General features: G+C 43.4%; 13 protein-coding genes. 4 read left to right on the plus strand and 9 right to left on the minus strand.

Translation table 11 applies throughout. The features are described from left to right. From HMPREF0623_RS08825 to HMPREF0623_RS08850, 6 genes are all read right to left on the minus strand, one after another. A complete protein-coding gene (locus HMPREF0623_RS08825; RefSeq protein WP_004166756.1) occupies positions 1-1,086 on the minus strand; it encodes a carbamoyl phosphate synthase small subunit in 1,086 nt (361 codons plus the stop codon). Next, positions 1,083-2,375 (minus strand): dihydroorotase, encoded by a 1,293-nt coding sequence (locus HMPREF0623_RS08830; protein ID WP_004166757.1) that lies wholly within the window; start codon positions 2,373-2,375, stop codon positions 1,083-1,085. The genes HMPREF0623_RS08825 and HMPREF0623_RS08830 overlap by 4 nt, the downstream gene beginning before the upstream one ends. Positions 2,376-2,379: 4 nt before the next feature. Beyond that, positions 2,380-3,300, minus strand: coding sequence for an aspartate carbamoyltransferase catalytic subunit (locus HMPREF0623_RS08835; RefSeq protein WP_002830102.1), 921 nt, complete (start codon positions 3,298-3,300; stop codon positions 2,380-2,382). Positions 3,301-3,422: 122 nt separating this feature from the next. Beyond that, complete coding sequence (gene pyrE, locus HMPREF0623_RS08840; protein WP_004166759.1) at positions 3,423-4,076, minus strand: orotate phosphoribosyltransferase; 654 nt, start codon at positions 4,074-4,076, stop codon at positions 3,423-3,425. 427 nt (positions 4,077-4,503) lie between these two features. Then, positions 4,504-5,328 carry a Cof-type HAD-IIB family hydrolase gene (locus HMPREF0623_RS08845; RefSeq protein WP_004166761.1) on the minus strand — a complete coding sequence of 275 codons (825 nt, stop codon included), beginning with the start codon at positions 5,326-5,328 and terminating at the stop codon, positions 4,504-4,506. Between the two features lie 21 nt (positions 5,329-5,349). Beyond that, positions 5,350-5,679, minus strand: coding sequence for a hypothetical protein (locus HMPREF0623_RS08850; protein WP_005919729.1), 330 nt, complete (start codon positions 5,677-5,679; stop codon positions 5,350-5,352). 83 nt (positions 5,680-5,762) lie between these two features. On the opposite strand from HMPREF0623_RS08850, the gene HMPREF0623_RS08855 reads away from it, so the two are divergent. Next, positions 5,763-6,704: an AEC family transporter gene (locus HMPREF0623_RS08855; protein WP_004166765.1), complete on the plus strand. Its 942-nt coding sequence runs from the start codon at positions 5,763-5,765 to the stop codon at positions 6,702-6,704. A gap of 459 nt (positions 6,705-7,163) precedes the next feature. Here HMPREF0623_RS08855 and HMPREF0623_RS08860 read toward each other — a convergent pair whose 3' ends face one another. Beyond that, positions 7,164-8,189 (minus strand): YeiH family protein, encoded by a 1,026-nt coding sequence (locus HMPREF0623_RS08860; protein ID WP_004166766.1) that lies wholly within the window; start codon positions 8,187-8,189, stop codon positions 7,164-7,166. A 160-nt stretch (positions 8,190-8,349) separates the two neighbouring features. On the opposite strand from HMPREF0623_RS08860, the gene HMPREF0623_RS08865 reads away from it, so the two are divergent. The 3 genes from HMPREF0623_RS08865 (at position 8,350) to HMPREF0623_RS08875 (ending at position 10,161) form a co-directional block, all read left to right on the plus strand. Then, positions 8,350-9,204: a LysR family transcriptional regulator gene (locus tag HMPREF0623_RS08865; RefSeq protein ID WP_002831010.1), complete on the plus strand. Its 855-nt coding sequence runs from the start codon at positions 8,350-8,352 to the stop codon at positions 9,202-9,204. A 138-nt stretch (positions 9,205-9,342) separates the two neighbouring features. Then, on the plus strand, positions 9,343-9,528 hold the full coding sequence (locus HMPREF0623_RS08870; RefSeq protein ID WP_002830110.1) for an LBP_cg2779 family protein: 186 nt from the start codon (positions 9,343-9,345) through the stop codon (positions 9,526-9,528). A gap of 111 nt (positions 9,529-9,639) precedes the next feature. Then, on the plus strand, positions 9,640-10,161 hold the full coding sequence (locus HMPREF0623_RS08875) for a GNAT family N-acetyltransferase (protein ID WP_004166768.1): 522 nt from the start codon (positions 9,640-9,642) through the stop codon (positions 10,159-10,161). Positions 10,162-10,365: 204 nt separating this feature from the next. Here the strand turns inward: HMPREF0623_RS08875 and HMPREF0623_RS08880 are convergent, their stop codons facing one another. Both HMPREF0623_RS08880 and HMPREF0623_RS08885 read right to left on the minus strand, forming a co-directional pair. Further along, positions 10,366-11,220 (minus strand): GGDEF domain-containing protein, encoded by an 855-nt coding sequence (locus HMPREF0623_RS08880; protein ID WP_004166769.1) that lies wholly within the window; start codon positions 11,218-11,220, stop codon positions 10,366-10,368. Further along, the gene (locus tag HMPREF0623_RS08885; protein ID WP_036671524.1) at positions 11,204-13,237 is read right to left on the minus strand and encodes a cellulose biosynthesis cyclic di-GMP-binding regulatory protein BcsB; all 2,034 of its coding nucleotides are present in this window, start codon (positions 13,235-13,237) and stop codon (positions 11,204-11,206) included. Before HMPREF0623_RS08885 ends, HMPREF0623_RS08880 begins: the two co-directional genes overlap by 17 nt. Positions 13,238-13,241 lie beyond the last annotated feature (4 nt).

The following is a 13,241-nucleotide window of genomic DNA, read 5'->3' on the forward strand; positions in this document are numbered from 1 at the left end:
TTAGCGCACCTCCATTATTTTTTTCCGTTGGTCAATTAACCGCATAAATTGGTCGAAAAGACCGACCGCATCGTGTGGCCCAGGTGCCGCGTCTGGGTGAAATTGTACTGAAAAAGCTGGGTACTTTTCGTGGCGTAAGCCCTCCACCGATTCATCGTTAATTTCTTCGTGGGTAATCGTCAAATCGGTCGCGGCAACCGAAGCGCGGTCTACCGCATAGCCGTGGTTTTGCGAAGTTAAGTCGATTCGCCCAGTAGCTAAATTGCGCACCGGATGGTTAAATCCCCGATGACCAAACTTTAATTTCATCGTCCGGGCGCCGTTCGCCCGGGCAAAGAGCTGGTGTCCCATACAAATGCCAAACACGGGCACTTGTTTTTCCACCGTGCGAATCATTTGTAACACGCCGTCTGGAACTGCTTCGGGGTCCCCCGGTCCGTTGCTTAAAAGCACCCCGTCCGGATTATTTGCTAAGACCGTTTGGGCGTCCGCATCGTAGGGCAGCACCATTACGTTGCAATTCCGCCGCGCAAGTTCCCTTAAGATGGAATACTTGAGGCCAAAGTCCACCACGACCACCTTCCGACCCGTTGCTGGATTAGGGTACGGCCGGGGCGTCGCGCTTTGTTCGATTGGGTGCGCGTTCGATTTGAATTGCTGAATTTGTTCCACCAAGCCATCGCGGACTTCGTTGACTAACGCCGCCTTCATCGCCCCATGCTCGCGAATGTGCCGGGTTACCACCCGGGTATCAATTCCGCTGATTCCGGGGAGTTCCTGTTGAATTAAAAACTCCTCAAAAGTCATTTTCATTTGCCAGTGACTAGCCCGTCGCGCAACTTCGTGAACCACCACTCCCGCGCAACTAGAACGGATCGATTCCCAATCGTCGCGGTTAATTCCGTAATTGCCAATCAACGGGTACGTAAACATTAAAATTTCTCCGTTATAGGATTGGTCGGTTAAGGACTCTTGGTATCCGCTCATTCCGGTATTAAAAACCAGTTCGCCGATGCGTTCCTGATTGGCGCCGATTGCCGTGCCCGGATAAACCGTGCCGTCTTCTAAAACTAAATAACGCTTCATTTTGAAATGCCCCTTCGTTCAAACTTGATTTGTCCCGCAACCATGGTGAGCTGGGATTGACCATAAACTCGTTGGCCAATCAACGGACTGTTGTGCCCCTTCGATGCCATCGCCGCAGCGTCAATTTCATATTCGTGATCCACGTCCACAATCGTCAAATCCGCCACCGCGCCTACCGTTAAATTGCCCGCCTTCCTTAACTGAAAGGCTTGGGCGGGATTGGTACTCATCCAGTTGATCAATTGGCCGACCGAACAAATTCCCGGTTTAACTAGCTTGGTGTAAAGCAAGGCAAAGGCGGTTTCCAATCCGGTAATTCCAAAGGCCGCCGTTTTCATCGAACCCGCCTTATCCGCGTCCGTATGGGGGGCGTGGTCGGTAGCCACCATGCTAATCGTGCCGTCCAGCAATCCCGCAAGTAATGCTTGGCGGTCCGCTAACCGGCGCAACGGGGGGTTCATCTTTAACATGGGGTTGTCCTTAGTGATCATCTGTTCATCCAAGAAGAGGTGGTGTGGGGCGACTTCGGCAGTCACCCACACTCCGTCACGTTGGGCTCGCCGAATCAGCTCCACGCTCCGTGCTGTAGAAACGTGGCAAACGTGGTAGTGTACGCCCGTTTTTCGCGCGATTTCTAAATCCCGGGCTAATTGTGCCGTTTCTGCCAGCTCATCAATGCCAGGTAAACCTAGTTCTTGGGCACGCGCCCCGGCATTCATCACCCCGTGCTGCATAAGGGATTCGTCTTCCACGTGGGCCGCAAGCGGCAAATCAATTTTTTGCAAAGCTTGCATGGCCCGGTACATCGTTTGTGCGCTTTGGACCCCGTTGCCATCGTTACTGAAGGCCACCGCCCCCGCTTCTTTAAGAGCTGCAAAGTCTACCAACTGATCGCTGGTCCGGTTCTTAGTTACCGCTGCGTATTGCCCAATGTGCACGCGGCCGACTTGTTGATTATGCGCAATCATTTTAGCTAACCGGGTCGGGTCATCGGGAACCGGATTTACGTTGGGCATCGTCAGCACGGTGGTGTATCCGCCCCGTAACGCCGCTTGGCTGCCGGTAGTTACGTCTTCTTTTTCGGTTAATCCGGGGTCCCGGAAATGAACGTGCACGTCCACCAATCCCGGAAGTACCAGTTGATTTTGGGCATCAATGACCCGTTCAGCAACCGTCGTCTCTGCAAGTTGGGGAGCAATTGCGCTAATTTGTTGATCTTCCACTAGGACGTCCGCCTTTTGTAGATGGCCGTTAGAGACTACCCGGCCGTTTTTAATCAAGGTTCGCATTTATTTACGCCCCCATCACCAAATTTTTCGCGTTTAACACGTCGGTCAAAATTGCCATCCGCATGTACATCCCGTTGGTCATTTGTTTAAAGATCCGTGAACGTTGGCATTCCACCAGTTTGCTTTCAATTTCAATTCCGCGGTTAACCGGAGCGGGGTGCATGATAATCGCGTGTGGTTGCATCCGTTCTGCCCGTTGCTTAGTCAAACCGTAGTTGGTCAAGTAATCCTGAACTTCCATTCGTAAATTATCGCGATCCTGGATCCGTTCTTTTTGAATTCGCAACAACATCATGACGTCGACTTGGTCAACCAGTTCATCAATCGGCCGATAAGTACCGTAGTCAGCTAGGTCTTCAGCCATCCATTCTTCAGGCCCCGCAAAGTAGACTTGAGCGCCCAGCTTATTTAGTAGCATTGCGTTAGAACGCGCGACCCGGGAATGGGCGATATCGCCGGTAATGGCCACCTTCAAGCCCGCAAAACGACCGAATTCTTCGTAAATCGTCATCATGTCTAGTAACGATTGGGATGGGTGTTGTCCGCTACCGTCGCCCGCGTTGACGATGCTGATGTCTAAATTTTCGTCCAAAATTGGCTCATAGTAATCGTTTTGGGGATGCCGAATTACCGCCACGTCCGTTCGAATCGCGTCAATGGTTTTCACCGTATCCAACAGTGTTTCACCTTTGGAAACCGAACTAGTTTGTACCTCAAATTCCAACATTTTCATACCTAAGCGTTGTTCAGCCATTTCAAAGCTGGTGTGGGTCCGGGTGCTATTTTCGAAGAAGAGGTTCATCGCGTAAACCGGGCGCTTTAATTGCACCTTCTTACCCTTCTTGAATTCTTCTGCTAATTTAATTTTGTGTAATACGTCCGCTTCGTTAAAGTTTTCTACCGTAGTCAAGTCATGCATATTCATTATTTTTTCCTCCTTAAGTTATCAAAAAAGGCTACCTGCCAATTGAATTTGCTTGGAAGGTAGCCTAAAAAAGCCGATTCAATTGGTTCCTCTCGGGAAACCGATTTAATTGAAACTAAATCTTATTTAATTGTTGTAGTTGCGTCCCATTGCCAAGGATCCTGATGCCAGGTGCGGGCCGAATCTAGCTGGGCCGGAGTTAGTTGTTGTTGCGTAGCTAAATAATCAATTAATTGGTGATAATCGATCAAACTATGTAACTGAGTCTCCTCAGCCGTGAAGTTTTGCCGAGCGTCCGGAAGCTGGTAACTAAAGATACTCGCGACCCCTAGTAATTGAGCGGGGGTTTGGCGAACCGCTTTGCCAGCCTTAAGCACGCTGCCGCCGGTTGAAATCAAATCGTCAATCAATACCACCTGGTCAGCGGCTTGTAAAGTCCCCTCAATCTGCTTACCTGCTCCGTGATCCTTGGGTTTAGAACGGACGTAGATCAATGGTAATTCGAGTTCCTCAGCAACCCACGCTGCGTGCGGAATCCCAGCCGTTGCCACCCCGCCGATCACCGTTGCCGTCGGATAAAATTGCCGAATTAGTTCGCTGAGCCCCGTGGCAATTTGTTTACGTAACGCGGGTTTGCTAATTGTCATTCGCAAGTCGGTATAGATTGGCGACTTGATTCCACTGGCGTACGTAAACGGTGCGTCAGGCTTTACCTGAATTGCTTGCAATTCCAGTAACTGCTGAATAATTGCTGCTTGAGTTTGTGTTTCCGTCATGTTTGAACCCCTTTATTTGGATTTCGAAATCGCTAATTTTGGGTACAAAAAAACCACCAGTAAGTAAAATGGCCGGCGCTAACCGCGTCCATTCCACCTACTGATGGCGACTCCGTTAGCTTGTTGACCTCTCGGGATCAACTTAAAGCGACTCGATTAATTTTTACCAATGATACACCCCTGAAATTAAATGTCAAGCCACGTTATGGTAAAAAATAGAGTGTGGGGCAAAAGTTGGGTAGTTTATGAGCATTAACTAAAAAGCGACCATTGTGCTTGAATTTAGCATAAATAGTCGCTTTAGGATTAACCAAAGCAGTCTGAATTTTGGTGTAGGTATGGCTCTATTAAAGTCAATATACCAAAATAATTTCAGTTCCTTCTCAGCTTCCATTTTACTTGTATTTTGAAGGATTCGCGTAGTTACCTACTTAATCTCCCCGGTCAACAACCGCTCAATCATGTCTAAAACGCCACTGTGGTTGTTGTCCAATTTTGTGATTAGCTTCGTTGCTTTTTTAGCTTCTGGTTCCGCGTTTTTCATTGCATAACCTAGTCGCGCGTGCTGTAACATGGCTTCGTCATTTTGCGTGTCGCCGAAGGCCATGGTCTCGTCCATGGAAATTTGCCACAAGTTCTGCAATTGGGTCAGTCCATAAGCCTTAGTCACGTGCGGCATGGTGACGTCCATGCCCCCCAGCCCACTCATCACGCAACCAAGGTCATCCCCCAGCGCGTTTTGTAACTGTTCGGCTTGGGGGCGCACGTCCGTTAGCCCACTCCAATGAATATCAATCTTGTAAATCGGCTCGTTTACCGCCGTTAGTTTTGCTACCGGCGTAAGGTGTTGATAAAAATATGCACTGTCTTTCCAATCGGCGTCACTAGGCACCATGTTGGTGAACGCTTGTTGACGGGTCGACAAAATTAGTTTTGCTTCGGCAAACTCCGGAGTGCTCATTAAATAATCCAACGCATCATGCAGTAAAGCCGGTTTAATGGGATTATCATCCAAAACTTTCCCTTGCTCAACGGTCAGGGCACCGTCTTCAGCGACAAAAGTCAGGTCACCTTCAATTCCTTCAAAAACTTCTTGGCAGTGCGCTAGTTGATTCCCACTAGCTACCACAAATTTAATTTGTCGGCGACTAAGTTCGTCTAGTTGGGCCTGAAAACGTGATCGGTCAAACTCCCGTTGGTCATTTAAAAAAGTTCCGTCAATGTCACTTGCAATTAATCGAATCTCCGTCATAACATCCTCCTTGTTGAGTTACTAACGACCGCCAGCGATTTTACTTAGCTGTTTATCCAAGTAGTCCCAGAGACTATCCGCATCTTGTGTAAAATCCTCAGTAAAGCTAGTTCCGCGAGGTGCAACTTTACCAGTGGGCGCGTTAATCACATCATAGACTACCAACTCGTCATTTTCTAATTTACAAGTGAAGTAGTGCCCGTCCAAAATGTCGTCTAATAAGTGTTGGGCATTATCCTGGATTGCTTGTTCAATTAATTGTTCTTCAGCAACCGTTTGACCCTGTTCTTTTAATTGTTCTTTTTTAACCCGTACTTCGGTCAAATCGTGTGGTACTTGAATAATTGCCATGCGCTTTTCCCCCATTTAATTACTAATTAAATTCAATTTTACCATGGATATTGCGCTAAAATAGACTAGAAAACAAATTAGGGGTGAGTGAAATTTTATTACAAAGTATTCAAGGGGTACTGGTAATCATTATTATGGTTGCCGTGGGGTACTATTTAGCCTCTCGACACTGGTTTAACGAGGATTCTAAAAAATTACTTGCTAAGCTTGTTACCCAAGTGGCCCTGCCGCCTTACATGATCACTTCAATTACCAAAGATTTTACTAAAGCTGAACTTTTCAAGTTACTGCCCAACCTTTGGTATCCGGTTTTATCAATGTTCATTTTAATGGGGCTTGCTTGGTTAATTGTGCGTTTAATTCACGTTGACCCGCGCCATCAAGGCCTATTTACTTCCATGTTTTTTAACTCCAACACCGTTTTTGTCGGGTTGCCCATTAACCTAGCAGTCTTCGGAGAACGTAGCTTGCCATACGTGTTGGTTTATTACATGGCTAATACGACCATTTTTTGGACGTTAGGGGTTTACTTCATCCAACGTGACCAACAACGCCAAACCAAAATCAGTCTAAAAAGCACTTTACAAAAGATCTTCTCAGCCCCACTTTTAGGATTTATGATTGGGATTGTCCTGATTGTCCTAAACATTCACCTACCTAGTTTCTTATCGTCTAGCTTCACTTACTTAGGAGGCCTGACCATCCCGTTGTCCATGTTGTTTATTGGGGTTTCCGTTTACGATGCAGGCTTGCGCAATATGCGTTTTCAAAAAGACAATTTGGGAGTTTTACTTGGCCGGTTTGTTTTTGCGCCAAGTTTAATGGCTCTGTTAGTAATGCCAAGCTCCATGCCCCTAATCATGAAGCAAGTCTTCATTTTACAATCGTGCATGCCGGTAATGACGAATGCGCCGGTAGTCGCCAAGCTGTACGATGCGGATGCCGATTTTGCTTCAATTATGGTGACGGAATCCACGTTATTATCACTGATAATGGTGCCGGTGATGATGTGGATAATGGGATAGAGTGTGGAAGCCCACGGGTAGGGTTGGAGGATTAACTATATCTTGGGCTTAATCGCAAAACCCTGGGGGCTGGAACACGTTTCGGCTCAGCTGCAAAAAAACATCTAAGATTAATGGAATAAGGGACTTAATCGTGACTTTGACGATTGAGCCCCTTATTTGATTAACCGGAGAAAGTGGGGGCCAAAAGTACGTTTGGACTCAGTTGCAGAAAAACATTCCTAACAAAGAATGGGACTGAGAAGAAAATAAAAAATGTTTTTCAAGAATAGAAAATTCTCGAAAAACATTTTTGCGTGGACCTTAATAAAACCAAATGTGCGCCAAAAGCCATTTTTCCCGCTTAACAAAAAATGACTACTATACTCAATCCAAGCATAAGTTGATTTTCAGTTAATGCTCACAAACTTCCTGGCTTTTGTCCGACCCTCATTTTTTAATAACTGATGTCTTTAAATTCTAGAAGAACCACTTGCTTGCCATAATTACGAAAATTAATAACAATACCGAGCCGATCGTCGCTGCCGCAAACGGTCCCTTACCGCGTTTTAAGATTACCCGGAAGTTTACTGACATACCTAAAGCAGCCATTGCCATGCCCAAGAAAATGTAAGCCAGTTTAACTAATCCTGCTAAAACGCCTGCACCTAATGGTAAGAAAGTTCCGACAACACTAGCAAGGATAAAGCCACCCATAAACCAAGGAATTGGGAGCTTGCCCTTTGTTTGATTAGCAACGTTAACTTCATTCCGCCGCCGGTGCCAGAAACCGATAATCAAGGCTACCGGAGCCAACAAAAGCACCCGGGAAAGCTTGGTAATGATGGCCGTATCCAAACTAACCGGACCACCCGCACCACCGGTTGCCACCGCGTGGGCAATTTCATGGAGTGACCCGCCAGCAACGACCCCAAATTGGGTCGGCGTTAAATGCAACCATGATTTCAAACCAATTTCGATAAACGTAAAGACCGTTCCTAAAATCGCCACCACGGCAATTGCCATAACTTCGTCTTCCCGCTTTTGTTCCTCTTGGTCAGCCGGCACCTGGATCTGTGGAGAGATTCCCATTACTGCGGCCGCCCCACAAATTCCGGTCCCACTTGCCACGAGCATTGCTAAATTAGATTCCACGTTAAATTTTCGCGCTAAATTGTAAACCACTAAAATTGTCAGACCAACTATTAAAACCGCCAACAAAATCGTCTTTACTCCCGCATGTGCCAAATCAATTAAGTTCAACTTAAATCCCAAAAGGATGATTCCTAAACGTAAAAATTTGTTAGAAATAAACCCGGTACCTTTTTTGGATTTTTCCACGACCCGTGGACTAAACTGTACTAACATTCCTAAAACTAATGAAATTACTAAGGCGCCAATTAAACTAAAATATGGTAATTGGGCCAACAAGCTACCGGCTAACGCGCAGAGTAACGTTACTCCAATAGCTGTCCAAAAGCTTTTTTCTTTCACCAACTTTGCCATAATAATTCTCCTTTTCTCTTTGTTTATTTTGTAAACCCCTAGCGAATACTTTTGGGGTTACTCGTTTTCTAGCACATTAATTATCCTATCAAAGTTAGTGAATAAAATATAATTATAATATATAATCAGTCTATAGATATTACTTATAGGGAGAATTACGATGATTGATAACCGCTACGCCACGTTTGCTTTATTGTCGAAAAATAAATCCTACACGAAAACCGCTAAGGAATTATTTATTACCCAGCCTGCAGTTTCCCAACAGGTTAAGAGTTTAGAAAACGAACTCCAGCTAAAATTGGTGGAATACCGCCACCCGCATTTGAGCATCACCCCTGCCGGACAAGCTCTAGCGCGATTCATCGAAACTACCCAACATCAAGAAAACCAACTGGTACAACGGCTGCAACATCCTGCCAAAGCAACCACGCTTCGAGTGGGAGTAACTCATTCAGTAAGTATTTTTATGGCTCCGCAACTGTTGCGAAAGTGGCACGATCGCTACACCCATATTCAGTGTACGGTTGCTAATACCCGCACCATTTTGTCTCAGATTGATACCGGAAAGCTAAATATCGGAATTTTGGAAGGTAACTTTGACAAGTCCTTATACAGCAGTCAAACCATTACTACCGAAGACTTTGTGGCGGTTACCCGTGCTTCCTCGCCACTCGCCCAACGTTCTTCGCTTACGCTAACCGATTTATTGGACGAACCGCTATTGCTTCGGGAAAACGGTTCAGGAACCCGGAAAGTTTTCGAAGATTGGGCGAGTGCATTCAACGTCAAAAAAGACGACTTCGCTCAAGTAATTGAATTTGGAAGTTCCGGTGGGATCGTTAACTTGCTTCAAAGCTTGGGCGTGAGCTTTATGTACCGTTCCTTAGTTAATCCTCAACTTGCAGATCAATCCCTAGTGACGCTGCCCATTAAAGGACTTGATATTAGTCGGCCGATTGCCATGGTATACGCCAAAAATAGTTTCTTCGAAAACGAATACCGGCAACTCCTCTAAGCATTTATGGCGAAGAGCGTTATAATAAAGTTAGTCTTGATAAAAATCATCAGCTATTGATTTAGTTTGCTAGGTTTAACCCGGCAATTATGATAGGATTTATCATACATAGATGGAAACTTTATGGAGGGATTCTTTATGAATGGCGTAACAGAATTTGCGGAAAAAATTATCAATTTCCAAAAGAAAAATAACCTTACGGATGCTGACGTTGCCTTTGGAACACATCTATCCGTAGAAAAGATTCACCGAATCAAGGAAAACTCGTACACGCCGACCGACGATGACTTAAAGCGCATCACCGATTTTATGAAAACCAAGTAAGCTCGGCGGCCCGTTTCATAATTCAAAAAAGAACCCGCGTAACTTCTAGCAATTATTTACTAATCGCTAAAAACTACCGGGTTCTTTCGTACTATTTTGCAGGAGGGTACCATGAAAAAATTTGAATTTTATCACCCAATTTTGACTAACCAATACAGTCTGGATTGGCTTACCAAAACTAAGGTAAAGGACATTTTTGCCCTCCGAAGCCATCCCCAAATTGCACAACAAGAGCACCGCCCGGCCGATCAGGAACTCACCGACACGGTTGCCTACGTTAACCAAGTAATGCGGCAAGTAATGAATAACCGCGCCTTGGTTTGGGGGATCACCCGCCGCGCCGACCAACAATTTATTGGCATCGCGGGATTAACTGAGTTTGCCGACCATCCTCAACAAGCCACCATCCAATTCACCCTGTCCAATGAAACGTTGCAGGTTGCCGCAATGACAGAGGTTTTAAAACGGCTAATTATTTTTGCATTTCAAGAATTAGAACTATCGCAAATTAACGGGGCGGTTGATCAGGAAAACGTCTCGCAAATTCAAGTGTTGAAAGAAGCTGGTTTTTCCCTTGTTAAAACGACCGGAACCATCCAGCACTACCAGTTATCTAGCACTGACAAATTCTAAACACCCTAATTACCAAAGCGCCCCGTCGCCGTTAGATTAACGTCTACTAAATAAAAAGCTCCCCATAGTTGTTAGATTTCTGTTATCCAACAACTATGGAGAGCTTTTTTAGTCAAAACTAATGCAAACTTCGTTCCAGCAAACAGAAATTTTTTACTAGTTTTAACCGTACAGTCAGTTATTTAAATGGCTCTTAATCAGTAGTTAAACATCATATTGCGTTTCTTTAATTCCATCATTCATTAAGTCATAAGGGTTGTCCATTTCTTCCGCGTCCCATTCTGAAACCCCAATAACCATGGAAATGGCTAAATCTGCCAATTCTGGACTTTTCTTAATACTTTTTTCAAATATATCTTTAGTACGTTGCGCCACAATTCTACCTCCTGCGGCATTACTATATAAAAGTACTGCCCATGTTGGATCGTTATTATCCAACAAGTAGGTAATGTCGTTACCACGGGTAGACCCCTTAATTACTTCTGAGGTAACTTTTAACAAAAGCTGGAGTTGACGTTCACTCATCATTCTTCGTAAATCATTAAAATATCTTATTTTAATAATCAAAGTGGTTACCGGAATATCAAACCGTCGACTAGTTTCAATGAATACCCCAGCATCTTCTACATATGCCACGGTTGTCCGTAAATTGGTTTGTTGATCAAAAGCACCCTTTTCTACTAATTCTGCGTATAATTCATTATTAGCCTTTTGTAAGGCGATTTGACTGCGAGCCATGGAATATAGTGCAACTGAGGCCAACATCGGTATTACTAACCAAAAAATTAGCGTCCACTGTACTTCACGATTCAACCCAAAATATTCATACAACATAACCACAGTTTGAAAGGCAATGAACACCATGTTTGCTAACAAGCTTGGAATAATCCCCATGAAGTAAGTAATAATTAAGATTCCCACTGTAATAATGAGGTAAACAATGTTTACAACTATATTCTGTGAAAGCACCATTAGGACAGCTGTAATAGCGAGCATTAATAAAAATGCAAGTAATCCAACGTCCCCGTATAAATGTTCTTTACTATTTTTGTTTCGCATCTTTAGGACCTCCGTTTAGCATTGCCTGTTTTCTAAAAACTAGGTAAACACCAAACCCGATTACCACAATTGCTAAGAAAACAATCCCGAGATAAATAATCAACTGACTGTTTTTGCTGATAATCCGTTTATGTTCTAAACCTCGATCAATGTATTTATTTTTCTTAAATCGATAACTATAATGCGCATTGTCTTGATCAACGACAATTGCATCACCCATAAATTGATCAATGTTTTTCTTAAAGTTAATTTGAGTCGAGCCTAAGTAGCTTGCCTCAGGAGTAGCTCCTGTTACTATCAGCATCCCTTTCTTATCATTTTCAGGCGAACGAATTAACTGTGCGGTACCAATGGTCTTTCCATAATCTTTTTCAATGCTGAGTTTTTCGTTAGAAACAAATCTTTTAAAATTGTCTGAATACTTAAAGTATAAGTCTTTATTTAGTGACTTAATTAGCGGATTATTAGTAGGCGTTCCCAGAACAATTAAATTATCATTGGCCATTACTTCCTTGCTAGGACGTTTAGTATAAAATTTTATTTTTCCAGTATTACTCTTGGCATAAGCTCCAATCAGATTAAATATATTCGTTAAACTTTTAAAGTCTATTGCGGTTAACTTTTTAGGCACGACTACCGCTAAATTGTCATACGTTTGATTTTTTATAAAAATCGTTGGGTAATTAGTAAATAGTAAGTCGTTACTTTTCTCTGACTTAACTCTCATTTCTGAATTCATATCTACTTCCGCCCAAGGTGTTTCAGAATTATCAGAAGCCGATTGATTTTGCATTTCCAAATCAAACGCCACCCGAACCACAAAGTTATTTCCTAAAGAAGTACCTTTGGGAACTTCTAGTGTAACTTCATCTCCGTTAGCCTTAGCAGCCGTTAATTTTTTACTTCCTAGCGTAATGTCATTGACGTATACCGTCACTAAGGAACGCTTAAAATCCAGGTTTTTGCTGTACCGAAAATGCAATTTCACCTTGGAACCATCTGCATTTGTCCGATCGTTGGGAAGGGAGACAAAGTAGCTAGTTTCGCGGTGTCCAGCCCCCTTAATTTTATCAATAACGTTTGTTAGTTTATACTTACCTTCATCTTGAATTTCGGATGTAAAGGTATCTGTCAAATACGAAACTGTCTCGATATTTTTATTCGTTTCATTCATTAATTCGGCATTAGCAAAAAATTGCGCAGCTTTTTTCAGCAATTTGTCTGTTTTAGCCGTTACAATTAGATAATCCCCGTTTTTGGTGTAATGTGTTTTGATTACCGCTTGGTTATCAACGTCTTTTTCGTTAACTTCTTTTTTCAGAGACTCAGGTAAGTGATCATATCTAGCAATATATAAAATATAATCACCCTTAGTAGCATTCATATCCGTGTCTCGAAAGACATTGATTTGGTCATTATCTGTAGTGATCACCCTTGATTCTCCCGCTAAAGCAGTCATACTAGCGGATAACTCACCTTTAGTTGGTTGATTGGGAGTAACAATTTTAGAATTCTGATACGTGATCGTATCTTGACCAGAAAAATGATCATAGAAAGAATGCAATGTGTTTTCGGGATCCTTTAATTCATATTTAAAATTCACATTGGACCCGGCTTTAATCGTTAACCAGTTAGCTGGCGTTTGCGCTAAATTGTAACTTTTAGAATCTTTCTCGTTTAAAATTTGTCCCTTAATTTCAAGCTTGTTAGTCCCCTCTAATAGTTCCAGAGGGATTTCAACTTCTTTACTCTGAAAGCCACTTCTGTGAGCAGGTCTAAAGGAGAAAAATTTAACACCGTTTAGCGAAATTGTAATGTCAGATACCTCTTTATCTGCTAATTGAGATACTTGATAATTAAAATTAAAAGTTGCCTTTTTAATGTTCCAGTAATCCATCTTGGTAAAATACATGCTAGTTGATGTAGACTTCCCAGATAACGTCATCGTGTCTTTTTGGAAGTTTTGTGTATAAGTTAAGTCCTCAGCGTGAACTTGACTCACATTAATCAACATCATCACC

The organism is Pediococcus acidilactici DSM 20284, from assembly GCF_000146325.1.
GTDB lineage: Bacteria > Bacillota > Bacilli > Lactobacillales > Lactobacillaceae > Pediococcus > Pediococcus acidilactici.